The 24638-nt window shown below is 60.8% G+C and carries 19 protein-coding genes; 7 read left to right on the top strand and 12 right to left on the bottom strand.

The window, feature by feature from the left end; genetic code table 11:
* Window positions 1–328: 328 nt before the first annotated feature.
* The 6 genes from GQ39_RS21685 to GQ39_RS21660 are packed head-to-tail and all read left to right on the top strand — an operon-like array spanning window position 329 to window position 10496.
* Window positions 329–1120 carry a YfaP family protein gene (locus GQ39_RS21685; RefSeq protein ID WP_047533809.1) on the top strand — a complete coding sequence of 264 codons (792 nt, stop codon included), beginning with the start codon at window positions 329–331 and terminating at the stop codon, window positions 1118–1120.
* Window positions 1121–1155: 35 nt separating this feature from the next.
* Window positions 1156–2868 (top strand): DUF2138 domain-containing protein, encoded by a 1713-nt coding sequence (locus GQ39_RS21680; RefSeq protein ID WP_047533807.1) that lies wholly within the window; start codon window positions 1156–1158, stop codon window positions 2866–2868.
* A complete protein-coding gene (locus GQ39_RS21675; RefSeq protein WP_047533805.1) occupies window positions 2853–3503 on the top strand; it encodes a DUF1175 domain-containing protein in 651 nt (216 codons plus the stop codon). Before GQ39_RS21680 ends, GQ39_RS21675 begins: the two co-directional genes overlap by 16 nt.
* A complete protein-coding gene (locus GQ39_RS21670) occupies window positions 3500–8059 on the top strand; it encodes an alpha-2-macroglobulin family protein (RefSeq protein ID WP_047533803.1) in 4560 nt (1519 codons plus the stop codon). The genes GQ39_RS21675 and GQ39_RS21670 overlap by 4 nt, the downstream gene beginning before the upstream one ends.
* Before the next feature lies 1 nt (window position 8060).
* On the top strand, window positions 8061–9680 hold the full coding sequence (locus GQ39_RS21665; RefSeq protein ID WP_047533800.1) for a DUF2300 domain-containing protein: 1620 nt from the start codon (window positions 8061–8063) through the stop codon (window positions 9678–9680).
* A 3-nt stretch (window positions 9681–9683) separates the two neighbouring features.
* Entirely contained in the window at window positions 9684–10496 is an 813-nt protein-coding gene (locus GQ39_RS21660; protein WP_047533798.1) for a YfaP family protein, read from the top strand.
* On the opposite strand, the gene GQ39_RS21655 is transcribed toward GQ39_RS21660, so the two are convergent.
* From GQ39_RS21655 to exaC, 12 genes are all read right to left on the bottom strand, one after another.
* Entirely contained in the window at window positions 10483–11658 is a 1176-nt protein-coding gene (locus tag GQ39_RS21655) for a GGDEF domain-containing protein (protein WP_047533796.1), read from the bottom strand. The two genes, GQ39_RS21660 and GQ39_RS21655, sit on opposite strands and share 14 nt — an antisense overlap.
* 160 nt (window positions 11659–11818) lie before the next feature.
* Entirely contained in the window at window positions 11819–12295 is a 477-nt protein-coding gene (locus GQ39_RS21650; protein WP_047533794.1) for a GNAT family N-acetyltransferase, read from the bottom strand.
* A gap of 20 nt (window positions 12296–12315) precedes the next feature.
* Window positions 12316–12423, bottom strand: a complete 108-nt coding sequence (locus GQ39_RS33620) for a hypothetical protein (RefSeq protein WP_330218071.1) — start codon at window positions 12421–12423, stop codon at window positions 12316–12318.
* A 555-nt stretch (window positions 12424–12978) separates the two neighbouring features.
* Window positions 12979–13725, bottom strand: coding sequence for a S24 family peptidase (locus GQ39_RS21645; protein WP_047533792.1), 747 nt, complete (start codon window positions 13723–13725; stop codon window positions 12979–12981).
* A 215-nt stretch (window positions 13726–13940) separates the two neighbouring features.
* Window positions 13941–14468 carry an inorganic diphosphatase gene (gene ppa, locus GQ39_RS21640; RefSeq protein WP_003228599.1) on the bottom strand — a complete coding sequence of 176 codons (528 nt, stop codon included), beginning with the start codon at window positions 14466–14468 and terminating at the stop codon, window positions 13941–13943.
* 111 nt (window positions 14469–14579) lie between these two features.
* Complete coding sequence (locus GQ39_RS21635) at window positions 14580–15392, bottom strand: zinc-dependent peptidase (protein ID WP_047533790.1); 813 nt, start codon at window positions 15390–15392, stop codon at window positions 14580–14582.
* 6 nt (window positions 15393–15398) lie between these two features.
* Entirely contained in the window at window positions 15399–16055 is a 657-nt protein-coding gene (locus tag GQ39_RS21630) for a DedA family protein (protein ID WP_047533789.1), read from the bottom strand.
* A gap of 270 nt (window positions 16056–16325) precedes the next feature.
* The gene (locus GQ39_RS21625) at window positions 16326–16787 is read right to left on the bottom strand and encodes a GNAT family N-acetyltransferase (protein ID WP_047533786.1); all 462 of its coding nucleotides are present in this window, start codon (window positions 16785–16787) and stop codon (window positions 16326–16328) included.
* Between the two features lie 116 nt (window positions 16788–16903).
* Complete coding sequence (eutC, locus tag GQ39_RS21620) at window positions 16904–17728, bottom strand: ethanolamine ammonia-lyase subunit EutC (RefSeq protein ID WP_047533784.1); 825 nt, start codon at window positions 17726–17728, stop codon at window positions 16904–16906.
* A gap of 8 nt (window positions 17729–17736) precedes the next feature.
* Window positions 17737–19131 (bottom strand): ethanolamine ammonia-lyase subunit EutB, encoded by a 1395-nt coding sequence (locus GQ39_RS21615; RefSeq protein ID WP_047533782.1) that lies wholly within the window; start codon window positions 19129–19131, stop codon window positions 17737–17739.
* 135 nt (window positions 19132–19266) lie between these two features.
* Window positions 19267–20637: an ethanolamine permease gene (gene eat, locus GQ39_RS21610; RefSeq protein ID WP_047533780.1), complete on the bottom strand. Its 1371-nt coding sequence runs from the start codon at window positions 20635–20637 to the stop codon at window positions 19267–19269.
* Between the two features lie 263 nt (window positions 20638–20900).
* Window positions 20901–22421, bottom strand: coding sequence for an acetaldehyde dehydrogenase ExaC (gene exaC / locus GQ39_RS21605; protein WP_047533778.1), 1521 nt, complete (start codon window positions 22419–22421; stop codon window positions 20901–20903).
* Between the two features lie 299 nt (window positions 22422–22720).
* Here exaC and GQ39_RS21600 point away from each other — a divergent pair, with 299 nt between their 5' ends.
* Window positions 22721–24634, top strand: a complete 1914-nt coding sequence (locus tag GQ39_RS21600) for a sigma-54-dependent Fis family transcriptional regulator (protein WP_047533776.1) — start codon at window positions 22721–22723, stop codon at window positions 24632–24634.
* The last annotated feature ends 4 nt before the right edge of the window (window positions 24635–24638 follow it).

Genomic DNA, 24638 nt, shown 5'->3' with positions numbered 1-24638 from the left:
GGCAAATGAGCGGGGCATTTGGCGACTGCTTCGCGGCCAAGCGAGAGCGAGCTCCCCGGCCACAAGTGGATGATGGCGCAGACTTGGGGATTATTCGGCTCACAAAATGAGCCGAATAGAAGCATTATTCGGCTCACCGTCCACTCACCCGCGTGATTTGCACCGCATTTTCACGGCGATCTCATTGTTAGAAGCGGCCACGGCGGTTAACCTTCGCGCCCTATACGACCCGACAGTCACGGGTCTTTCAGACGAAACGCAGTATCAACCTCTGTAACGCGCCGAGGATCGGGCGCAAGGTTTCGTCATGCATGGCAGGAGGCATCACATGCGTTCGATTCTTTTGCTGCTTGTTGGATGGCTCTGTGCGTCGGGCCTCCTGGCCGCGCCGAGTGCCGAGGTCTCGGAACCCGTGGGCGGCTGGCGCTACAACGGTTTGCTCGACCGTACGGAAAATCCTCAAGTGGCCTATCCCACGCCGCCCATCGACCGGGGTGTGCAGCGCAATCGCACGATGATCGAGGGCCAGCTCAAGGCCATCGGCACGCAACGTGGTCCTCACACCCTGGCGGTCAACGGCAATCCGTTGAACCTGTACACCGACGATCAGGGGCGTTTCGCCCGACCCTATGCGTTCGGCGCGGGCTCCAACAGTGTCGAAGTGCGCAGTGCCGAAGGCCAGTCGCTCAAGCGCGTTCAATTCTATGAAGCCAACAACCTGCGCACCCCGGCGCGGATTCGGGTGGTGCTCGGTTGGGACGACCCGAAGGCCGAGCTGGACCTGCACATTATTACTCCCGATGGCCAGCACGCGTTCTGGGCTCATTCGGCGCTGACCAACGGCGGCGGCCTCGACCCGGACGGCGTCGACGGTCCCGGCCCGGAAATGTTCACTATGACGGCGCCGCTGCATGGCACCTATCTGGTTTACGTGAACTATTGGGGCAACTTCGGCAGTGGCGGCTATAACTTCGATGAGGCCAGCAACCAGAACGAGGTGATCACCTCGCAGATCAATCTGGTGCTCAACGAAAACACCGTCGACGAAAAACGCGAGACCTTCATCGTGCCCTTGCGTGCGATCGGCGACCTGCTGCTGGTCAAGACTTTCAACTATTAAGCATCCCGCACCACGGATGAATTGGGTTTTGTGAAATGAGTGAAAACATCGTGTCCCCTGCCGCCGATTCAGCGGCCGCCAAACCTTCCCGGCGCTGGCCGGCGCTATTGCTTGGGTTAGGCCTGGTAGCCGTTGTGGCGGGCGGGGTGGGGTGGTTCCTGCACAAACCCAAGACCCCCGCGCCCGTATTGGCCAGCGATAAACTGGGCATGAGCCGGCCGGATGGCCTGCTGGAAACCCGTTCCTTGAGCCAATTGCCCAAGGATCTGTTGGCGGTGCCGTTCCTCAAGGAAACCCTCACCGAAGATTTCGTCTTCTATTACGAAACTCACGCGGATCGTCTCGGACTGATCGGCAGTCTGCGGCGGATCATTTACGAGCATGACCTGAAGTTGCAGGACAGCCTGATCGAGCAGCTCTTCGATCAACCCGCCGACGTGGCGCTGTGGCGTGGGGCGGATGGTCGGCTCAAGGATTTCCTGCTGGTGATGGATCGCGGCGGACTGGCCAAGGTGCTCGAGCCGCTGGCGAAGGTCGCGCTGGATGATTCACAGCTGAGCAAAATCGCCGATGTGAAAGTCGGCAACGACGATGTGGCGCTCTATCAGCTTACCTACAACGCCAGCAAGGCGCTGCTGTTTGCCTCCCATGGCGACAAACTGGTGGTGCTGTCCAATCCGTCGAAACTCTACGACCCGCAAAGTGGCCAGGCCGAGGAGCCCGGCAGTGTCTCGACAGCCGCCATCGCCGCGTTGCTCAACGGTGACAAACTGTTCCCCGAAGCATTCGGCCTGCCGCCGCGCGCGCCTGAAGTGAAGCAGCGCCTGTCGGTCAACGCCAGTGTGCTGGCGATGGGTTACCAGCGCTTCATCCCCAACTTCGCCGGGTTGCGCTTCGACATGGACGACAAGGGCTGGCACAGCTTCCTCGCCATGGATGAACTGGACGACCAGCCGGGCTTCGATTTCAAGCCGATCTGGCAAGCCATGCCCATGGGCGCCAGCGCCTGTGTGGCCTTGCCACTCGCCGCCGCACAACAGAGACCGCTGTTGGTTAAGCTCGGTGCCGAGGAGAAGGTGGCACAGGCCTTGACCGAACACATGGCCGGTGCCGCGGGCCTGTGCTGGTACGCCGATTCGCGCCTGTACACGCCGCTGCTGGTGGCCGGCCTGAGCGATAAGGACAGCGCCCGACTCGACGGTGATCTGGGCAAACTGTTCGGCTCGATGGTCGGTGCCTACGAAGGCAAGGTCGATGATCACGCGTTCCCGGTGGTCGAAAAGCAGGAGGGCCAGAGCCATCAATGGCAGCGCCAGGTCAGCTCAAACTTCGGTCCGTACGCGGCCAAGGACGCCGAAGACCCGGATGCGATCACCGGCAAGGCGTTCATGCGCGTCAGCCTGGCGCGTCACGGTTCGACGCTGCTGTTCTCCCTCGACGACAAACTGGTGGACAAGGCGCTCGGCACCCTCGACAAACGCTTCCCGCCGATGGCCGACGTGGTGCCGAAAGACCTGCTGATGCCGGTCTATTTCGGTCCGGATGCGATGGCCCAACTGATGCAACGGGAAACCCTCGACAGCCTGCCCCAGGACATGGAGCCGGTGTTCTACAACGCCGCGCAAACCTACCTGATCCCGAAACTGCGCAAGCTCGGCGGTTACGGCAAGTACGCCCTGACCTTGCCTGAAGGCAGCGAACCCGACGGCCACTGGCAATGGCTGCCACTGGAATGGAAAGCGCTGTGACCGGACTGATCCGAAGCCTTGGCCTGCTTGTGGTGTTGCTGAGCGCGGGTGCCCGGGCCGTCGAAACCCCGGCGCTCGACCCGCAGCAATCCCAGGTGTTCCGCGCCTGGTTCGTGCGCATCGCCCAAGAGCAACTGAGCCAGGGCCCGAGCCCACGCTGGTATCAGCAGGATTGCGCCGGGCTGGTGCGCTTCGCCGCCAACGAAGCGCTGAAGGTGCATGACGACAAATGGCTGCGCAGCAATGGCCTGTCCAACCGCTACCTGCCGCCGGAACTGCAACTGAGCGACGCCCAGCGCGGCCTCGCCCAGCAGTGGCAGCAGGGCGGCGGCCAGGTCGGGCCGTACGTCAACGCGATCAAGCTGATTCAGTTCAACAGCCATCTGGTCGGCCGTGATGTGGCCCAGGCGCGTCCCGGCGACCTGATGTTTTTCGATCAGGGTGACGACCAGCACCTGATGATCTGGATGGGCCGCTACATCGCTTATCACACCGGCACCACCACACCCACTGACAACGGCATGCGCTCTGCAAGCCTGCAACAACTCATGACATGGAAGGACACCCGATGGATACCCGATGCAGCCAACCCCAACTTCATCGGCGTTTATCGACTGAATTTTCTCTCCCAATGATCGGTGCCCGCATGTTGCGTTTTCTGCCCCTGCTGTTGGTCTTGATGCTGCCTTTTTCGTGGGTGAATGCCGAAGACACCGTCGAGCCGAGTGGCTATACGCCGGTGGCCGGTGAGAGTTTCTTTCTGCTGGCGGACAGCAGTTTCGCCAGCGACGAACAGGCGATGGTGCGTCTCGAAGCACCGGGCCGCGACTATCGCCGGTTCCGCATGGAACCCTACGGCGGCGCCGACATTCGCGTGTATCGCATCGACAAGCCGCTGGATTTCCTCAAGCGCCAGAAGAACCTGCACCGGGTGGTCAGCGACGGCCAGTTCAAGGGCGAAGGCCTGTCCAACACCTTGGCGTACCTGTGGGATAGCTGGTACCGCAAGTCCCGCCGGGTAATGCAGCGAGCGTTTTCCTACGAGTCGCGTAAACAAGTCACCGAAGAAGTGCCGGAACTGAAGATGGGCAACGCCATGGCCGCGCCCACGCCCTACGACGCTCAGCCGCAATTCGCGTTGATTCCGGGGCTGTCAGTGGTCAGCCAGTTTCGCTACCCGCTGTGGCAGGCCAAGCCGATCCAGCCACCGGAAGGGGTGAACCTCGCTGGCTCCTCCAGTGAATTCGTCAGCGTCGCGCCGGGTAACGTTTATATCCCGTTGGGCAACCTGAAACCGGGCCTTTATCTGGTGGAAGCGCTGATCGGCAAGTACCGGGCAACCACCATGGTCTTCGTCTCCAACACCGTGGCCGTGAGCAAGATCGCTGGCGATGAGTTGCTGGTGTGGGCTGCGCGCAAACACGAAGGCAGTTCGGTGCCCAAGGTCAATGTGTTGTGGACCGACGGCCTCGGCGTGATGAGCAGCGGTACCACCGATGCCGATGGCCTGCTGCGCTTGAAGCACGTCAGCCCCGAGCGTTCGTTCGTGATAGGCGAAGACGAAGAGGGCGGCGTTTTTGTCTCGGAAAACTTCTACTACGACAGTGAAATCTACTACACCAAACTCTATGCCTTCACCGACCGGCCGCTGTACCGGCCAGGGGACTGGGTGTCGCTGAAGATCGTCGGGCGCGAGTTCAAGAATGCCAGGGATTCGGTGCAACCCAGTGCCGCTGACGTCAATGTGACGGTGTTGGATGCGACGGGATCGGCGTTGCAAACCCTGGACTTGAAACTCGATGCCAAGGCCGGCACCCAAGGCCGATTCCAGTTGCCCGACAACGCGGTGGCCGGCGGTTATGAACTGCGTTTCAGCTACAAGGATCAGGCCTACAGCAGCGCCTTCCGGGTCGCGGAGTACATCAAGCCGCACTTCGAGATTTCACTGAACCTGGCCAAACAGGACTACCGCACCGGCGAAGCGGTCAAGGGCAGCCTGGTGCTGCTGTATCCCGACGGCAAACCGGTGGCCAATGCCAAATTGAGCCTGAGCCTGCGCGCTCAGCAGCTGTCGATGGTCGACAACGAGCTGCAGTACCTCGGGCAATTCCCGGTGGAGCTGACCAGCACCGAACTGACCACCGATGCCAAGGGCAACGCCACCCTCGAACTGCCGGCCGCGGAGAAACCGAGCCGCTACATGCTCACCGTGTTCGCCAGTGATGGCGCGGCGTACCGGGTCAAGACCACCAAGGAAATTCTCATTGATCGCGGTGCGGCAAATTTCCGCTTGAGCGCGCCGCAACGCTTCAGTGAGGTGGGCGACAAGGTGGCATTCAGCTACGCCAATGAAAGCGAGCAGCGCCAGTCGGTCACGCCGAGCAGTTATGGCTGGGTGCGCCTGGAGGATCAGAGCACCGGCGAAGGCAAACTGGCGGCCACCGACAAGGGGTTCACCCTGGCTTTCGAGCGTCCTGGCACCTACAACCTGACGCTCAGGGATGACCACGGCCGCACCCTCGGCGCTACGGGTCATTCGGTCACCGGCGAGGGTGTCAAAGCGGTGCCGGGCACCGTTGAAATCGTCCTCGACAAACCGGAGTACAAGGCCGGCGACGAAGCGCTGGCACTGATCACCTTCCCCGAGCCGATCAGCGACGCATTGCTGTCGCTGGAACGCGACAAGGTCGAGGCCACGGCGTTGCTTTCCAGGGGCGGTGACTGGCTGAAGATGGAAAAACTCAGCGACACCCAATACCGCGCGCGCATTGCGGTGAAGGACAACTTCGCGCCGAACCTGACCTTCTCGGTGCTGTACACCAAGGGCGGCCAGTACAGTTTCCAGAACGCCGGCATCAAGGTGATTGCGCCGCAGATAGACGTGGCCATCGCCACCGATAAAGACACCTATCAACCCGGCGATACCGTGTCGGTGGACCTGACCACCCAGTTCGCCGGCAAGCCGATCCCGGCACACCTGACGGTCAGCGTGGTCGATGAAATGGTCTACGCGCTGCAGCCGGAGGTGGCGCCGAGCATCGACCAGTTCTTCTACCACCCGCGGCGTAACAACGTGCGCACCAGCGCCAGCCTGTCGTTCATCAGCTACGACGTGGCGCTGCCCGGCAGCCCAGGCGCGCCGGGCAAGGCCAACCGCAGCGAACGTGGCGTGAAGGTGCTGGAGCGGCCGCGTCGCGAAGACGTCGACACCGCCGCGTGGCAACCGGAGCTGGTGACCGACGCCAGTGGCAAGACCCGCTTCACCTTCAAGATGCCGGACTCGCTGACCCGCTGGCGCATCACCGCCCGGGCCATCGCCGATGACGGTCAGGTCGGGCAGAAGAAGCAGTTCGTGCGCTCGGAGAAACCGCTGTACCTGAAGTGGAGCGGGCCAAACACATTCCGCACGGGCGATAAGCCGGATCTCGGTGTGTTCGCGTTCAGCCAGGCAGAAAAACCGGTCAAGGCCGAACTGGTGATTCATTACGCGGGCAACGAGCAGCGTGTGCCCGTGACGCTGAGCAACGGCATCAACTACATCGCGTTGCCGGCGTTCTCGTTGGCCAGTGGCGAGTGGACCGCCGAGCTGGTGCAGGATGGCAAAACCGCTGATGCCTTGGCCGTGCGCCTGGCCGCCACCGGCGAAGGTTGGCAGGTCACGCAGAGCCAAAGCCTGGACGTGACCGTCGGTGATACGCCGCTGACACTGCCGGCGGACGCCACCCATATTCGCCTGCGTCTGGATGACAGCCCGCAAGCGCTGTTCCGCTCGGCGCTGGACGATCTGCTGAGCTACCCCTATGGCGGCGTCGAACAAACCGCCAGTCGCTTGCTGCCGCTGAGCATTGCCTATCCGAGCCTGTCGTCGAACCCGCAGGTCCGCGACCGCTTGCGCCTGATCATGCAGAACAGCCGCTTGCGTCTGGTGCAAATGGCCGGGCCGTCGGCGAGTTTCACCTGGTGGGGCATGGACGGCGAGCCGGACGCGTTCCTGACCGCCTACGCCTATTACGCCGACTGGCACGCCAGCAAAGTGCTGGAGCTGAGCCTGCCGCCGGAGCATTGGCAGCGGGTATTGGAGGTCTATTCGAAGCAGGCGAAGAACACGCCGCTGTTGCAGCGAGCGCTGATTCTGTCGTTCGCCAAACAGATGCAATTGCCGGTGAACACCTTGCTCAGTGGATTGATGGAGGATCTGGCGAAAGCGGGCGAGGGCAATGCCGCGAACCTGATGGACGATGGCGAAGACAGCATCGTCATGAGCGATCCGGATTCGGCGCTGGGTCTGGCCGCGGCCCGGGCGTTGACGGCGTCTTTGGCCAAGCAATCGAAGGTCACCGTGCCCGACGCTTTCAACCGGCAACTGGCCGATGCACAGCAGCGCCTGGCCGTCAGTTCCCAGCCGTTTGCCGAAGCCCTGAACCTGTCACTGCAAGCCTTCGATCAGGCCCGCGCGCAAGCGTTGCTGCAGCGTTTGCTGCCACAGCAGTCGACGCTGGAACGTGCCTTGGCGCTGACCTGGCTGCAGCGCAGTATCGAACAGGCGTCACCCACCATCGCCTTGGCGCCGGGTGAGGGCTGGAAGAAAAAATACGGTGACACCGGTGAGGTGTATTGGACGTGGCAGGGGGCTACGCCCGTACCGACGGTGTTGTCCCTGAGCGGGGTGCAGGAGCGACCATTGCGGGCCGCATTGAGCTTCCAGAGCCAGCAACCGACCGTCGATCCGATGGCCGTGACCATCACCCGTCGTCTGTCGCGCCTGGTGCCGGGGGATGAAGCGTTCACGTTCAAACTGGAAGCGGTCGGCAACGCGCCGTTGTCCAGTGACAACCTGTACCTGGACGAAGTGATCCTCACCAGCAAAACTGCCAAACCGCTGCGCTACGGCTTGCTTGAAGTGCCGTTGCCACCGGGCGCCGACGTTGAGCGCACTACCTGGGGCATCAAGCTGATGGGCAAGGCCGGCACGGAACCCACGGCACTGGAAAAGGCCCGTTTCGAACCGGGACAACTGGCCTATGCCGTGCCGGTGGATGCGCTGAGCGGTGAGCTGCGCCTGCGTCATCTGGTGCGTTTCTCGCAGAAAGGCCAATTCAACCTGCCGCCGGCGCGTTTCACTCAGGTGTATGCGCCACAGCATCAGGCTCAAGAACAGAAACCGGCGCTCGGTCAGGTCACGGTCCACTGACATGCCACGGCTTCTGGTCTGCTGGCTGTTGTGTTTGATCCCTGCGCTGGCCACGGCGCAGGACGAACCGCTGCATCTGGCGCTCAAGGGCGATTTGCTGTCCTTGAGCCGGACTCAGTTGCTGTCGCGTGAGCCGTTGCCCGACACCTTGCAGACCCCGCTGGGCAGTGTGTGGAAGTTGTTTGTCTACGCTTGGCTGGTGGACACCGGCGCCCGCGAGGCGGCTTATGAATGTCGCGGGCAGTCGAAGGAGGAAGTCTATTGCTGCACGGCGGGCGGCAAGATCGAGCGTGATCAGGCGCTGGTCAAATCCTGCGGATTGTATTTCGAACCGGCGCGTCTGGGCATTTCCAGCGCCGATTGGCGAGCCTATTGGCAGACGCGACAGGCGCCGGAATGGTTGCGGAGCTTGCCGTCGTTGCAGCCCGCCACTCGGGTCCCGGTGGCTCAGTTGTTGCGCTCGTTGGCGCTGCTGCCGGCCCAGGATCAGGCCCGCCGGGTGTTGCTCGATGTGGTGCTCAATGCCGCAGACGGCAATGTGGTCGGCGAGCTCGGCGGCCGGTTGCGGGTGAAAACCTGGAGCTGGCTGGGGGATCGGGATCCGGCGTCGCGCCAGGGCGGTTTTGCTGGTTGGACGGTGGACGGTACGCCGATCTGGGCCGGTGGGCGCGGGACCAGTCAGCGAGTCTTGCGTGAGTATGGTCCGGCGTTGGCGACGGTGCTCCCGCCATCAGGCGCGGCTGAGAGCGGAACGTGCGTGGAGGTCAGTCTGTTCTCTCGTTATCCACTGAAACGCGTACTGTCGGGAGGTCGCGTGGCAGCGTCCGGACCTTTACAGGGCGACTACCGCGTCGAGTTCGCCAGCGGCAATCAGCTCGATATCCACAGCGATGGCGAACTGTTTTTACTGAACGACACACTGGTAGCTCGGCTGGACCGCGAAGAATACGTCGCGCGCGTGCTGCAGCGCGAAGCCACCGCTGAACCCGCCGAAGCGGCCAAAGCCCTGGCCGTGGCCATTCGCACCTACCTGCTGCAAAACGCCACGCGCCACGGCGACTGCCTGAGCATCGACGACAGCAGCCAGCGCCAACGGGTCGCACCGCGTCCGGCCAGCGCCGAAGCGCGCGACATCGCCGCCTGGACCCGTGATCTGGTACTGGCCGGCAGCACCGTGACCTACCATTCCGATCAACCCGGCCCGGACAAACTGTCCTGGCAGCACGCCGTCGAACAAGCCAATGCCGGCCAACGCTACGACGCCATCCTGCTGCACGCTTACCCACGCGCCAGCCTCAGCCGTTGGGACAATCCCGTCGCCTCCTGCGAAGCGCTGCCCGCTGCGCAGGACTGGCTGCAAAAGCAGCGTCGCGGCTGGCGCCCACGGCTGGAAAGCGAAACCGGCTACAACGAAGTCAGCACGTTCGCCGTCTGTCGCCTGACTTTTGGCCGCCCCTATGTCGACCGCGAACGCCAGCGTATCTACGTGCGCGGCGTGCTCTCGCTGCAAGACCGTCTCGACCTGACTCATGAATACCTGCACCTGGCCTTTGAGGCACACCCCAACGGCCAGGATGAAACCTACATCGAAGGGCTCGCCCGTCATCTTTTGCTGGAATAGACCATGACACTCCGTTATCCACAGGTCTTGCTGTTGCTCTTCGCGTCGGCCGTGTTATCGCCGACCCAGGCTGCCGATAGCGTCAAGCTCGACACCCCCGCAGGCGGTTGGCGCACCGGTGCGGCGGAAGGCGAGGGGGAGAACTTCCGTCAGACCGTCAACTACCCGGCCTCCTCGGTGAACACACCGGCAGGCCAGGCCAACACCGCGCGCATCGCCGGACAGATCAAAGCCACGCCCAAGTCGGCGGAGCCCGGCCGGTTGATTGTGAACGGTGTCAGCATGCCGCTGAAAATCGATCCGGCGGGCCGCTTTGATCGCCCGTTCTCGTTTCCCAACGGCAGCAACAGTGTCGAGGTCCGTAGCCCTGACGGCCAGCAACGCCGTCGTGTTCAGTTCTTGAATGCCAGCGGTGGAGCAACACCGGCCAAATTGCGCGTTCTGCTGTCATGGGACAGCGACAACACCGACCTCGACCTGCACCTGATCACCCCCGATGGTGCGCACATCTGGTACGGCGACCGCGTCGCCCCCAATGGCGCAGCACTCGATGTCGACGTCACCACCGGCTACGGTCCGGAAATCTTCGCCATGCCTGCGCCGATCAAGGGGCAGTATCTGGTGTATGTGAATTACTTCGGCGGTGGCTATCGCAGTGACGAAGAGGGGCAGGAAGAGGCGGTTCAAGCGCTGACCACCGCGCAGGTCACGGTGATTACCGAGGAGGGGACGCCGAGCGAGAAGATCGAGACGTTTCTGGTGCCGATGCGGGCGGTGGGGGAGTTGACGCTGGTGAAGGGGTTCAGTTATCCGTGAGGCTCAAGTACATCTTGCGCAGGGTCTGAACGCGGTTACGTCCCCGATCCTTTGCCCCGTATAGCGCTTCATCCGCTTGTGAAAGCAGGCCGAAAAGATCGTAGCCCGACTCACGCGTGGTGACGACACCAATGCTGACACTGAGCATCCCCGGTTCCAGCATCGACAGCTGTGAAAAGGACAGGCGAATGCGCTCGGCCACCTGAACCGCTTCCTGCTCACCTGCCTCCTTGAGCAGGCAGGCAAACTCTTCGCCACCGATACGACCGAACACATCCTGCTTGCGCAGGTTCTCCGCCAGAATCCGACTGAATGCGATCAAGGCCTGGTCCCCCATCGGGTGACCAAAGCTGTCGTTCAGGCGCTTGAAATGATCCAGGTCGCATAGCAGCAGAGCGGCGGGTTCCTTGTGGCGATTGCTGTCCGCCAGCAAGCGTTCCCCGTTAGCCATGAACGCGCGACGGTTGCCGATTCCGGTCAGCGCATCACAGAAAGCGGCGGCCTTGAACTTGAGTTCGGCGCGCTCCTTGACCATGGCCAACGCCACATAGGCAATGCCAATGACGTAGAGCATGGACTCGAACAGCATGAAGGAGAAAAAGCGCACGCCATCGCCGACGCCCGACAAGGCCTGATCCAGCGGCAGGCTTTTGTCGATCACACTACGGACAACATAAAAAGTGGTGTGCAGCAGCGTCAGCAGCAGCGCGGGCATGTACGCGACTTCAAGGCTGCGACGGCTGCGCCAGAACTCCAGTGCCGTCAGCACGCCATAACCGGCGACCAACAGGGAATACACCACAACTCGAACAGGCATGGCGTCATAGAAGGCCGGACTCAGACACAGCGTCAGCCAGAGGCCGGCCCCAGCCAGAATCCCCTGCATTGATGGTGTGCGTCCGACGAACACGCGCATGGCCGTCCAGTTCATCGCCGCGCTCAACAACAGGGCGACGTTACCGAAGATGATCGGCACAAAATCGACCCCCCGACCCCGCCAACTGACCAGCACCACACCCAGCGCAGCCAGCAGCATCATGGCGCCCAGATAAGCCAGGGTCCGCTCACGGGGTTCACGCCACCAGGCGTGACAGGTCAACAGCCCCATCAACGCGAAGACGAAGACTGACGCGACCAGCAAGGTCGGGATGTGAAGCGCCATGTCTTTGGTTCCCGCGAAGCTCAAACCGGAGTGGTCCCGCAGAAGGGGTGTCGGGTCAACGAGGTTGTGGTCGAAAGGGTGGATTTAGCACTTGGGGTATCAGTATTGGCAAGGGGGGCATTTATCCGAGTCGTCGACACCGAGTGACAAAGGACAGCGATTAAGTAGCCTGGAGAGGCCGTTCCATCTTGATGATCTCGATGGAGACCGGGCTGTTGCCTCGGGAAAACGTGCCTTCGCCGATCTTGCGAAAACCGAGTTGCTGGTAGAACTTTTCCGCGGTCAAGGTCGCCTCCAGGTAGGCCCTGGAGTGGCCAGCATCACGGATCTGTTGCAACGCCTTCTCCAACAGCAGCCTGCCGATACCTTGCCGCGCCCCGCTGCCGCGTATGAACAGTTTGCTGACTTCATGCCCGTCAACCTCGACAAACCCCTGGATCCCGTCGTTTTGCGCCAGCCACACGTTGCCGCCCACGATCGCCTCCCGGTACGTCTGTGGCGAACGCCCGTCCAGCCACATGGCGATCTGTTCGGCGCTGTAGTCAGCCGTGCACAGGCTCTCAACCGAATCTTTGTGGGTCTGAAAAATGTTCTCGGCGTCCTCCAGGGTCGCCGGGCGGATCTGCACATGACTCATCAGGTGAACTCCAGTTTCTTTTACGGCCAGCCACTTGCCGCGAATGAGCCCAGGCCCATTTCTCTACGACGGCCCGCCAATTGAAAGCGAAGAAGCCAGGATTTACGCCTGGCAGGTTTGACGAGCAAGCGTAGCCCATGACTCTCGTCATTGGTGCCGGGTTGGGTCAGGTTTTCGAAGGATTCAGCTTACCCATTGATTTTCCCCTGTCGTCCCATTACTTCGTCGGACGAGATCAAATGGCGTTGAACACCATCAGACAGGGACGCGCCTGAAACGCCCGTGATAGCCAGGCTATCGGCAGGATTCTCGGATGGGACAGGATTATTTAGGGCAATTAAAAAGCCGGCTTGTGGCCGGCTTCTCGGGGACTGGCTTGGTTCATTTTTGGTAAACCGCGCCAGCCTTCAAAACGTACACCCGGATCTTGCGTCCGGCTGTGGGACTCGGCGAGAAAATCATCTGCCTTGTCGGTGCGATTCTCCGCCGCGGAGCGGGGGATGCGCAAATGTGGGGCGCAGCATACTGATTTTTTGAGGAAATTCCCAGCTTGGTGTGCGAGATAGAGCTCTGGGTTGGTTCTCAGGGTGATTCTCTCGACGTCTTTGCGGGCAAGTCCGTTCCCACAGGTCTCGCCTGTCCCTGCGGGCGCATGGCTTGCGCGTGATGAATTCACCGCGGTATCACAGAAATGGCACTTCCGGCCGGCGCTTGTTCAGTGTCGACCACCAGAACACCCAACCTAATACCCGAATGTTTTGCTCTTCGATCTGCGCGGCCCGGAAGATTTCGTCCGGGTATTCGATCCTGTTGTGGCTGCGCATGCGAATGGCGTTGCCGGGCACTCGGTGCAGGTATTTGATCCGCAGCATGCCGTCATGTTCGATCGCGTAGATCTCGCCATCGATGATGTCCTTGAGCCCACGGTCAATGCCCACGAAGGAGCCGTCTTCAATTCTTTCGCCCATGCTGTTGCCGATCATGCGGGCACAGATGGCATCGGTATGTTTGATTTCCAGGGAATCGAGGTGGCTGCGGGGCAATCGGATGGATTGGCCGGGGTCTTCGACGACGTGGGTTTTGTTGGAGCCAGGTGCGGTGGCGGTTTCTTTGTAGAAGGGCAGTTCGACGTCAAGGGGCTCGACGACGGTGTAAATGCCGCGGATGGCCTGGGCATCGAATGTATGGCCGGTTTCGTCGAGCAGGCGCAGGTGTCTGGCGTCTTTCGGGCCTTCGCCCGTTTTCAGCCATTCACTGTTCACGGAGAGTTTTCTGGCCACTTCTTCCATGCAGTGCGCAGGCACGCCACGGGTGTACCAGTTGTGGACTTTCTGCGGGACTGCGTCCAGAAACTCGGCAAATCCCGTTGTCGTGATGTTCGCTTCTTCAAGGAGCGCTTTAAAGCGCGGGCCGCTAGTGTTCTTTTTCATAAACGCGAGTCTACTGGCGGCGCATAAGGCTTTGAATAAACGAACCGTTCAAATTTCGAGGGAGATTTAAGACTGGATGTAAGACGTTCTTGAGTGAAATTAAACAAGAAAAAACCAATTCGGAGCCTGTTAAACGATCCGTTTAAGTGGCGCTTTTCGAGCGCCCAAAAAAAACCCCGGATCACCGGGGCTTTTCTTGAAGCTCGCAGCGGCGCTTAGCCTTTATAGGCAGCAACCGACTTGGTGATCGCGGCACGGGCGGCGTCTGCGCCGTCCCAGCCTTCGATTTTCACCCATTTGCCTTTTTCGAGATCTTTGTAGTTCGCGAAGAAGTGCTCGATCTGCTGAATCAGCAGCGGTGGCAGGTCGGTGTATTCCTTCACGTCCACGTACAGCTGGGACAGCTTGTCGTGTGGAACCGCGATGACTTTGGCATCGCCGCCGCCGTCGTCGGTCATGTTCAGGATGCCGACCGGACGAGCGCGGATCACGGAGCCTGGCGCAACCGGGTAAGGGGTCACGACCAGCACGTCGAGGGGATCACCGTCGTCAGCCAGGGTGTTCGGGATGTAACCGTAGTTGGCCGGGTAGAACATTGGGGTGGCCATGAAACGGTCAACGAAGAGGCAATCGCTGTCTTTGTCGATTTCGTACTTGATCGGCGCGTGGTTGGCCGGGATCTCGATCGCGACGTAGATGTCGTTCGGCAGGTCTTTGCCAGCCGGAATCTTGCTGTAGCTCATTGGGCGTTGCCCCCGTTAGTTGACCAAAAACACTTGGCCGGATTGACCAAAAAGTGGCGGCGATTATAGGCATATTCCTACGTCGACGCCATGTACCAGAGGTCGTAGACCTTAGTCATGTGCCTGATAGACCGGGTCCTCGGCGAGAAGTTGCTTGAGCCTCCTCAGCGGGTCCTGGCGATAGAACAGTTTCAGCTGCTCATAGACCTGTGGATAAGCCTCGTGCAGCAAATCCGGAGCACTGAAGAAGTACTCGCTGGTCACGGCGAAAAATTCGGCCGGGTTCTCGGCGGCGTAGGGATCTATCGCGGTCTCGGCGTCAGGATGGCGATCAAGTTGTCGGTCGAGATCGTCATAGGCTTCTTGCATGACTTTCGCCCAGTCGCTGACCCGCATGTCGGCATGCAACGGTGGCAGGCCATTGGCATCGCCGCTGAGCATGTCGAGTTTGTGCGCCAGCTCGTGGATTACCAGGTTGTAGCCTTCCCAGCCACCGCTGGCCATGACGCCGGGCCAGGCGAGGATGATCGGGCCCTGCTGCCAGGCTTCGCCGCTGTGCTCGCCATCCCATTCGTGCTCGACACCGCTGGCGTCGCGATGCCGTTGCGGACTGAGGAAATCATCGGGGTAGAGGATGATTTCGTGAAAACCCTGGTACCAGTTCAGGTCGCCCAGGTTCAGCAATGGCAGTTGCGCCTGGGCCGCGAGCAGCAGGCGTTGCTCCTGATGGAGTTCAACGCCCGGCAGGGCGGTCAGGTGTTTGTCTTGCAGGAACAGCACGCTGGCTTCACGTAGCCACTGGTCTTCGGCGGCGCTGATGCCATCCAGAAAACTCAGTTGATGGCGCACCCGTTGCCACATGTCGTCGGCAATCGGGTGTTTGGCCAAGGTGCGCTGGCGTCGCCAGGCGCTTAGGGACCACATCGTGAATCAGCGTGTTTCGGCTTTGGAGTTCGAGTTGCCGAAGCGGCTGCGAATCACGCCGATGATCATCGGTAGCAGTGACAGCAGGATGATCCCGACCACCAGCAGCGACAGGTTTTTCTTGATGAACGGTACGTTACCGAAGAAATAACCGAGGGTGACCAGGCCGCCAACCCAAAAAACCGTGCCCAGTACGCTGAATCCGAAAAAGCGCGGGTAAGGCATCTTGCCCACGCCGGCGACGAACGGCGCAAAGGTGCGGATGATGGGCAGGAAGCGCGCCAGGGTCACGGTTTTGCCACCGTGCTTGTCATAGAAGTCATGGGTTTGTTGCAGGTAGTCGCGGCGGAAGATTTTCGAGTTCGGGTTGCTGAACAGTTTTTCACCGGCTGTTCGTCCGATCACGTAGTTGGTGCTGTCACCGAGAATCGCCGCCAGCATCAGCAGCCCGCCCAGCAACACCGGATCCATACCGCCACCGGCGGCAACGGCGCCGGCGATGAATAGCAGCGAGTCGCCTGGCAGGAAAGGCATCACCACCAGGCCGGTTTCACAAAAGATCACCAGAAACAGAATGGCGTAAATCCAGGCCCCGAAGTTGGTTACGAGCATGTCGAGGTAGACGTCGAGATGCAGAACGATATCGATCGGGTTGAAATCCATGGTGGGCACCTGTGATAACGGCCCGACTCGGCAGGCCTGTGCATATGACTTCGCGTAAGACTACCGATGGGTGTAGTTTTTCTTACAAGCCGGAAAGATCGGGATTATACGGAGTGAGAAGTGAAAAGAGCGTCGAGATTGTAGCGGGGGATTTCACTCGGGCCGACGCTGGGTGCGCTCTGTTTTGCGGGCGCACACCTGCTCGCGATGAAGGTGACAAATGACACACCGCAATCGAGAGCAAGCTTGCGCCTGCAGGTTTGACGCGGGTCAAAGCTCTTCGCTGATCGGCAACACGTAGTTCTTGAACTCGGTGTCTTCCTTGAACCCGATGGATTCATAGGTTTTCTGTGCGGCCTGGTTGTTGCTGCTGGTGGAAACACGCATGCGCACGGCATTGGTTTCCTTGGCCATTTTCTTCGCGGTACGGATCAGGTTGTCAGCCACCAGTTGGCGGCGGGCGTCCTCGGCGACATAGATGTCGTTGAGGATCCACACGCGTTTGAGCGAGAGCGAGGAAAAGCTTGGATATAACTGACAGAAACCCATCAGCTTGTTGTTGTCGTCATCGGCCAGTGCCAGGTAAATCACTGACTCCTTGCGACGCAGGCGTTTCTCGAGGAACGCCCGGGACGAGTCCGGATACGGCAGGGAGCCATAAAATTCGCGATATTTGACGAACAACGGGGTCAGCAGGTCCAGGTGTTCGAGGGTCGCTTGAATAATCCGCATGGTAGGTCTCGTCTTCAAGTGGCTGTCTTCACGTGCTCTGACGGCAAAAGGTACTCACTGGCAGCCGTGCGTCGATCCTGCCTGAAATCATCCCGAAAGTGCAATGCGGAAGCGGTTCAGGCATCCGGCGGACTCAGTAGGAAATTACCTTTCATGTCCGCGTCAACGTCCGACTCCAGCGTCTGAACCTGCGCTTCATCCTTTAAATTGACGCCCGAAAGCTGCCGTCGGCAGGCCTCGCGCATCAGATACAGCAAACGGTGTGCCGCCATGCCATAACTCAGGCCTTCAAGGCGAACATTAGAGATGCAGTTGCGGTACGCGTCCGTCAGGCCGACCTTGGGACTGTAGGTGAAATACAATCCCAGGCTGTCTGGTGAGCTGAGGCCGGGGCGCTCGCCGATCAGAATCACTGTCATTTTGGCGCCCAGCAGTTCACCGACCTCATCGGCCACCGCAACGCGACCTTGCTCCACCAGAATCACCGGGGCCAGGGACCAGTTTTCGGCGCCAATCTGTTCTTCCAGGCGCGCCAGAAACGGCAACGTGTGGCGATGAACGGCCAGGGCCGACAAACCATCGGCGACTATGATCGCCAGATCGACCCCGCCGGGATGGGCTGATGCGTAATCGCGCAGGATCTGAGCGGACTCATCGCTCAACTTTCGCCCCAAATCGGGGCGCTGCAGGTAGCTGTTGCGATTGATCGCCGCGCTGTGCAGCAAGATGCTTTCGCGCCCACGTTCTGCCAATTGCGAGCTCAGTGCCTTGTGGTCAAACGGCAAATGCACGGCGTCCCGGGCCTGGGCATGGGCATACTGGAAGTCCAGCTGCGCGCGCGTGGGCATGCTGGTGCCCGTGCGGCCCAGGGCGATCCGCGCCGGTGTCAGGCGTCGCAGTTCCAGCCATGGGTTGTGCGGATCGAAGGGTGGTTTATCCATGGAAACACTCATCCCAATTGCGCCAAGGCCTGGCGGAACGCCGGAGGCAGGCTGTTGCCGAAGAGAATCTTGCCGTCCGCTTGAGTGAAGATGCCCATTTTCGCCAGCCATTGTTCGAACTCCGGCGCGGGCTTCAGGCCCAGGGTCTGACGGGCATAGAGCGCGTCGTGGAACGAAGTGGTCTGGTAGTTGAGCATGATGTCGTCGGAGCCGGGGATGCCCATGATGAAGTTGATCCCGGCCACGCCCAGCAGGGTCAACAGGGTGTCCATGTCGTCCTGGTCGGCTTCGGCGTGGTTGGTGTAGCAGATGTCACAGCCCATCGGTACGCCCAGCAGCTTGCCGCAGAAGTGATCTTCAAGGCCGGCGCGAATGATCTGTTTGCCGTTGTAGAGGTACTCCGGGCCGATAAATCCTACGACGGTGTTCACCAGAAACGGATTGAAATGTCGTGCCACGGCATACGCCCGGGTTTCGCACGTCTGTTGATCGACGCCATGGTGGGCGTTGGCCGACAGGGCGCTGCCCTGGCCTGTTTCGAAATACATCAGGTTTTGCCCGAGGGTGCCGCGATTGAGGCTCAATCCGGCGTCGTAACCTTCCTTCAATACATTCAGATTGATGCCGAAACTGGCGTTGGCCGCCTCGGTGCCGGCGATCGACTGGAACACCAGGTCCAGCGGCACCCCGCGATTCACGGCTTCGATCGATGTAGTGACATGTGTCAGAACACAGGCCTGTGTCGGTATTTCGTAGCGTTGAATAATGGCGTCGAGCATTTCCAGCATCGCGCAAATCGAGGCGATGCTGTCGGTGGCCGGGTTGATCCCGATCATGGCGTCGCCGTTGCCATGCAGCAAACCGTCAAGGATGCTCGCGGCAATACCGGCCGGTTCATCCGTGGGGTGATTCGGTTGCAGTCGCGTGGAGAGCCGGCCGCGCAGGCCCAGGGTGCCGCGGAACTGCGTGACCACACGGATTTTCTGTGCCACCAGCACCAGATCCTGCACGCGCATGATCTTCGACACGGCGGCGACCATTTCCGGCGTCAGGCCGGGTGCAAGGGCGCGCAGGACATGTTCGTCGGCGGCATCGCTGAGCAGCCAGTCTCGAAAACCGCCCACGGTGAGGTGGCTGACGATGCTGAAGGCGTGCTTGTCGTGGGTGTCGATAATCAGCCGGGTGACTTCATCGGCTTCATAAGGAATCAGTACTTCCTGTAGGAAATGGCTTAGCGGAATGTCGGCCAAAGCCATTTGTGCGGCCACACGTTCGCCGTCATTGAGCGCGGCGACGCCGGCCAGAAAATCCCCTGAGCGCGCCGGACTGGCCTTGGCCATCACGTCTTTGAGGTTTTCGAAGCGATAGGTCTGAGCGCCGACGGAATGGGCAAATGCGGCCATGGGGCGGTGTCCTCTGGTCTGTACAAGTCTTGATAACACAAACAGTCCCTGTGGGAGGTAGTGTGCTCCCACCAGGGAATTTGCATGCACTTCAATCATGCAGGCGCCAGGCCAGGAGCCCGGCGCCGGTGCAACTCAGACGCCTTCGAGCATGGCGTCCGCCGGAGCTTCGGAGCGTTGCTTGGCGGTCAACTGGAAATACAGGTAACCGGCGGCCATGAATCCGACGAAAATCAGGCCGATCAGGGTGTTGAACCAGGCCATCGCCACCAGGCACACCACGGCGAGAAACAGCGCGATACCCGGCACGATCGGATAGCCTGGCGCACGGAAGGTGCGTTCCAGGTTCGGCTCGGTTTTACGCAGTTTGAACAGGCTCAGCATACTGATGATGTACATCACGATGGCGCCGAAAACCGACATGGTGATCATCGCTGCCGTCAGGGTCATGCCTTGCAGGTTGACCAGGCCGTCGCTGTAAATTGCCGCGATGCCGATGACGCCGCCGGCAAGGATCGCCCGGTGCGGCGTCTGGAAGCGCGACAGCTTGGCCAGGCCGCGAGGCAGGTAGCCGGCGCGGGCCAGCGCAAAGAACTGCCGCGAATAGCCCAGGATGATGCCGTGGAAACTTGCCACCAGACCGAACAGGCCTATCCACACCAGCATATGCATCCAGCTTGAATTGTTGCCCACCACGGCTTTCATGGCCTGGGGTAACGGATCGTTGATGTTCGACAGTTGACGCCAGTCGCCGACGCCGCCGGCCATGACCATTACGCCGATGGCCAGGAACACCAGGGTCAGAATGCCGCTGACGTAGGCCTTGGGGATCGTGCGTTTCGGGTCCTTGGCTTCTTCGGCAGCCATGGCTGCGCCTTCGATGGCGAGAAAAAACCAGATCGCGAAAGGAATGGCGGCGAAAATGCCGGGAATAGAGGCCATCGTGAACTCATTGGAGCCGGACCAGCCATTGAGCACAAAGTTACTGAAGCTGAACCCTGGTGCAACGACGCCCATGAACACCAGTAATTCGGCGACCGCCAGTACGGTGACCACCAGTTCGAAGGTGGCCGCGATGCTGACGCCGAGGATATTCAGGGTCATGAACACGAAATAGGCGCCTACCGCCGCGATTTTCGGGTCCAGTTCCGGGTATTGCACATTGAGGTAGGCGCCGATGGCCATGGCGATCGCCGGGGGCGCAAAGACGAATTCGATCAGGGTGGCGATGCCGGCGATCAAGCCACCTTTCTCGCCAAAGGCTCGCCGGCTGTAGGCAAACGGCCCGCCCGCGTGGGGAATGGCGGTGGTCAATTCGGTGAAACTGAAGATGAAGCAGGTGTACATCGTCGCCACCATCAGGGCGGTGACGAGGAAGCCCAGGGTGCCTGCGGTGCCCCAGCCGTAACTCCAGCCGAAGTATTCGCCGGAAATCACCAGGCCGACGGCGATGCCCCATAAATGCAGGGTGCCGAGTGTGGGTTTGAGCTGTGTGGTAGAAGTCATAAGTCCTCGCTGTCTTTTTTATTGTTTGATCTTTTGGACTTTCGGAAGCGGCTTGTGCGTGTAATGCGGGCAGGCAAGGCCCGTGCCAGAGCGGCCAGCCTTTTGTGTTGTGCCATTGAAGGCGCCATCGCGAGCAAGCTCGCTCCCACAGGGTTCTGTGACAGGTCTCTATATGTGAGCTCACCACAAAAACCTGTGGGAGCGGGCTTGCCCGCGATGACGATTGGGAGGGCGACACAGAAACCCTGTGTCGCCCCCGGTTTTTAGAAGAAGCCCAGCGGATTGATGTCGTAGCTCACCAGCAGGTTTTTGGTCTGCTGATAGTGATCGAGCATCATTTTGTGGGTTTCACGGCCGACGCCGGACTTTTTGTAACCACCGAACGCGGCGTGCGCCGGGTACAGGTGGTAGCAGTTGGTCCACACACGACCGGCCTTGATGGCACGGCCCATGCGGTAGGCGCGGTTGATGTCGCGAGTCCAGAGGCCGGCGCCCAGGCCGAACTCGGTGTCGTTGGCGATGGCCAGGGCTTCTGCTTCGTCCTTGAAGGTGGTGATGCTCACGACCGGGCCGAAGATTTCTTCCTGGAACACCCGCATTTTGTTGGTGCCCTTGAGCAGCGTCGGCTGGATGTAATACCCGGTCGCGAGGGTGCCCTCGAGTTTTTCCACTTTGCCGCCGGTCAGCAGTTCAGCACCTTCGCCCTTGGCAATTTCCAGGTACGAAAGGATTTTATCGAATTGCTGCTCGGACGCCTGGGCGCCGACCATGGTGTCGGTGTCTAGTGGGTCGCCACGTTTGATCTGCAGGACCTTCTTCATCACCACTTGCATGAATTCGTCGTAGATCGACTCTTGCACCAGCGCGCGGGACGGGCAGGTGCAGACTTCGCCCTGGTTGAAGAACGCCAGCACCAGGCCTTCGGCGGCTTTTTCGATGAAGCTTGGCTCGGCCTTCATGATGTCTTCGAAGAAGATGTTCGGCGACTTGCCGCCCAGTTCCACGGTGGACGGAATGATGTTTTCGGCGGCGCATTTCATGATGTGCGAGCCGACTGGCGTCGAGCCGGTAAAGGCGATTTTGGCGATGCGTTTGCTGGTGGCCAGGGCTTCGCCGGCTTCTTTACCGAAACCTTGCACAATGTTCAGTACGCCCGGTGGCAGCAGGTCGCCAATCAGCTCGACCAGCACGGTAATGCCCAGCGGGGTTTGTTCGGCAGGCTTGAGCACCACGCAGTTGCCGGCGGCGAGGGCCGGGGCGAGTTTCCAGGCGGCCATCAGGATCGGGAAGTTCCAAGGGATGATCTGCCCGACCACGCCCAGCGGTTCATGGATGTGATAGGCCACGGTGTTGCCGTCGATTTCGGCAGCGCTGCCTTCCTGGGCGCGGATGCAACCGGCGAAGTAGCGGAAGTGGTCGGCGGCCAGCGGAATGTCGGCGTTGAGGGTTTCGCGCACGGCCTTGCCGTTGTCCCAGGATTCGGTGATTGCCAGCAGTTCGAGGTTCTGTTCGATGCGGTCGGCAATTTTCAGCAGCACCAGCGAGCGTGCCTGGGCGGACGTGGCGCCCCAGGCATCGGCGGCCGCGTGGGCGGCGTCCAGGGCCTTGTCGATGTCTTCGGCGGTGGAACGCGGGAATTCGGCAATCGGTTGGCCATTGACTGGCGAGGTATTGGTGAAGTACTGACCTTTGACAGGCGCGACGAACTCGCCGCCGATGTAGTTACCGTATTTGCTCTTGAACGAAACGATAGCGCCTTCAGTACCGGGGTGAGCGTAACGCATGATAGTTCTCCTTGGCTTTTGTACTTATAAGAGAGACGCGCATGTGCGCTTGCTATAAGCGTAGAGCAAGGGTCGGGCCAGTGCCTTACAGGTCAGGCAAATCAAGGCCTTGGGCGATTTTTGTCGGACGGGCGGGCGGTGGCTGTGACGCTTTCGGTACAGTGCCTGTGACACTTTGTACCGTTTGTGGCACAGCCTGTGACTGGCCGGTCTTGCCGACATTGCAATGCAGGCTAGGCTGGAGGATGCTCGGCATCACCTCAACACGGGTCGCCGAGCCCCGGGGAGAATAATAAGAAATGCACGACAACCATTTGAGTCGCCATGCCCAGCAAGTGCTGACTGTGACCCAGGGTAAAGCCCATCTGCACGGTCCTGGCAGCGATCCGTCCATCGCCCGCTCCTGGCTGCGCTGCCTCGAGGACTATCACCTTGATCCGGCCCTGAGCATGGCGCCGACAGTGCTGGAACATGGACGCGTCCTCGAAAGCCGTGAACGCCTGCAGCAAGTGCTGCACATCGCCGGCAGTGAAATGACCAGCCTGCATCAACAGCTTTCCGGCGCCGGTCATGCGGTGCTGCTGACCGACGCGCGTGGTGTGATCCTCAACTGTGTGACGGCGCCCGCCGAACGGAGAATTTTCGAGCGCGCCGGGCTCTGGCTCGGCGCCGACTGGAGCGAGGCCTGCGAGGGCACCAATGGCATCGGTACCTGTCTGGTGGAGCGCCAGTCGCTGACCATCCACCAGGACGAGCACTTCCGCGGCCGTCATACCGGCCTGACCTGCTCGGCAAGCCCGGTGTTCGACCCCCACGGCGAGCTGCTGGCGGTGCTCGACGTCTCGTCGGCGCGGCATGAGGTGTCGCGTCAGAGTCAGTTCCATACCATGGCCCTGGTCAATCTTTCGGCGAAGATGATCGAGAGTTGCTATTTCCTGCGTTACTTCGATAACCAATGGCTGCTGCGTTTTCATTTGCAGGCCGAGTCCGTCGGGCTGTTCAGCGAAGGGTTGCTGGCGTTCGATGGGGAGGGGCGAATCTGCGCGGTCAATCAGAGCGCACTGAACCTGCTGGGCCATGTGCGCGGTGGATTGCTGGGCAAGCCGGTTGAGGCATTTTTCGATTGTTCGCTGGATGAGTTGCTTGGCCGTGCGAGCGCCAATGCCAGCGCCAGTTGGCCGCTGCGCACCCGTGACGGGCGCAAGCTGTTCGCCGTATTGCGTGGGCAGCCGCGCCGCGTGCCAGTGCCACTGGCGCCCGGTCCGGTGGTTGAGGAGCGTGCGCCGTCATCGGGTATTTGCCTGGGCGATGCCGGTTTGCAGGCGGATTTCCGCAAGGCCCTGCGGGTGTACGAACGGGACGTGCCATTGCTGATCAACGGTGAAACCGGCTCGGGTAAAGAGGCGTTTGCCAAAGCCGTCCATCGCGCCAGTCAACGGGCGGACAAGGCGTTTGTCGCCCTCAACTGCGCCGCCATCCCGGAAAGCCTGATCGAGAGCGAGCTGTTCGGCTATCGCGGCGGCAGCTTCACCGGGGCGCGCAAGGAAGGCATGCGCGGCAAGTTGCAACAGGCCGATGGAGGCACCTTGTTCCTCGACGAGATCGGCGACATGCCCCTGACGATGCAGACGCGCCTGTTGAGGGTGCTGGAGGATCGTCAGGTGGTGCCGATCGGCGGCGAGCCGGAGGCGGTCAACGTGCGGATCATCAGCGCCACGCACCGCAATTTGCTGGACCGGGTGCAGGAAGGCAGTTTCCGCGAGGACCTGTTCTATCGACTCAACGGGCTGGAGGTCGCGCTGCCGGCATTGCGCGATCGCAGTGACAAATCGCAACTGCTGGACTTTTTGCTGGCCGAAGAGGCGGGCGCAGAACCGGTCGTGATCGACGGGCCGGCCCGCCAGGCCCTGCTGGATTTCGCCTGGCCGGGCAACGTGCGGCAGTTGCGCAACGTGCTGCGGACATTGGCCGCGTTGTGCGAGGGCGGGCGGATTGTGCTGGACGATTTGCCGGCGATGATTCGCCAGACCCGACCGGCGGTTCGACCGGTCATTGAAGAGCCTGCCGAACATCCGCTGGAAGATGCCGAACGCCTGGCGCTGTTGAATGCGCTGGAGCAAACGCGTTGGCACATGACCCACACGGCTGAGCAACTGGGAGTCAGCCGTAACACGCTTTACAGAAAACTGCGCAAACACGGTATCGCCCGCTAGGGCC

The organism is Pseudomonas sp. 11/12A (assembly GCF_000800055.1).
In the GTDB taxonomy this organism is placed as follows: Bacteria; Pseudomonadota; Gammaproteobacteria; order Pseudomonadales; family Pseudomonadaceae; genus Aquipseudomonas; species Aquipseudomonas mohnii.
Note: the sequence above shows the minus strand (reverse complement) of the source record. Positions and strands in the feature narration are given on the sequence as shown.

Excerpts from the sequence above, each read along its gene's own strand:
- GQ39_RS21660 (WP_047533798.1), top strand. The coding sequence starts at position 9,684 with ATGACACTCCGTTATCCACAGGTCTTGCTGTTGCTCTTCGCGTCGGCC.
- GQ39_RS21675 (WP_047533805.1), top strand. The coding sequence starts at position 2,853 with ATGGAAAGCGCTGTGACCGGACTGATCCGAAGCCTTGGCCTGCTTGTG.
- GQ39_RS21615 (WP_047533782.1), bottom strand. The coding sequence starts at position 19,131 with ATGGCCGCATTTGCCCATTCCGTCGGCGCTCAGACCTATCGCTTCGAA.
- GQ39_RS21645 (WP_047533792.1), bottom strand. The coding sequence starts at position 13,725 with ATGAAAAAGAACACTAGCGGCCCGCGCTTTAAAGCGCTCCTTGAAGAA.
- GQ39_RS21680 (WP_047533807.1), top strand. The coding sequence starts at position 1,156 with ATGAGTGAAAACATCGTGTCCCCTGCCGCCGATTCAGCGGCCGCCAAA.
- GQ39_RS21600 (WP_047533776.1), top strand. The coding sequence starts at position 22,721 with ATGCACGACAACCATTTGAGTCGCCATGCCCAGCAAGTGCTGACTGTG.
- GQ39_RS21665 (WP_047533800.1), top strand. The coding sequence starts at position 8,061 with ATGCCACGGCTTCTGGTCTGCTGGCTGTTGTGTTTGATCCCTGCGCTG.
- GQ39_RS21630 (WP_047533789.1), bottom strand. The coding sequence starts at position 16,055 with ATGGATTTCAACCCGATCGATATCGTTCTGCATCTCGACGTCTACCTC.
- GQ39_RS21635 (WP_047533790.1), bottom strand. The coding sequence starts at position 15,392 with ATGTGGTCCCTAAGCGCCTGGCGACGCCAGCGCACCTTGGCCAAACAC.
- ppa (WP_003228599.1), bottom strand. The coding sequence starts at position 14,468 with ATGAGCTACAGCAAGATTCCGGCTGGCAAAGACCTGCCGAACGACATC.
- GQ39_RS21655 (WP_047533796.1), bottom strand. The coding sequence starts at position 11,658 with ATGGCGCTTCACATCCCGACCTTGCTGGTCGCGTCAGTCTTCGTCTTC.
- eat (WP_047533780.1), bottom strand. The coding sequence starts at position 20,637 with ATGACTTCTACCACACAGCTCAAACCCACACTCGGCACCCTGCATTTA.
- GQ39_RS21670 (WP_047533803.1), top strand. The coding sequence starts at position 3,500 with ATGATCGGTGCCCGCATGTTGCGTTTTCTGCCCCTGCTGTTGGTCTTG.
- eutC (WP_047533784.1), bottom strand. The coding sequence starts at position 17,728 with ATGGATAAACCACCCTTCGATCCGCACAACCCATGGCTGGAACTGCGA.
- GQ39_RS21625 (WP_047533786.1), bottom strand. The coding sequence starts at position 16,787 with ATGCGGATTATTCAAGCGACCCTCGAACACCTGGACCTGCTGACCCCG.
- GQ39_RS21650 (WP_047533794.1), bottom strand. The coding sequence starts at position 12,295 with ATGAGTCATGTGCAGATCCGCCCGGCGACCCTGGAGGACGCCGAGAAC.
- exaC (WP_047533778.1), bottom strand. The coding sequence starts at position 22,421 with ATGCGTTACGCTCACCCCGGTACTGAAGGCGCTATCGTTTCGTTCAAG.
- GQ39_RS21685 (WP_047533809.1), top strand. The coding sequence starts at position 329 with ATGCGTTCGATTCTTTTGCTGCTTGTTGGATGGCTCTGTGCGTCGGGC.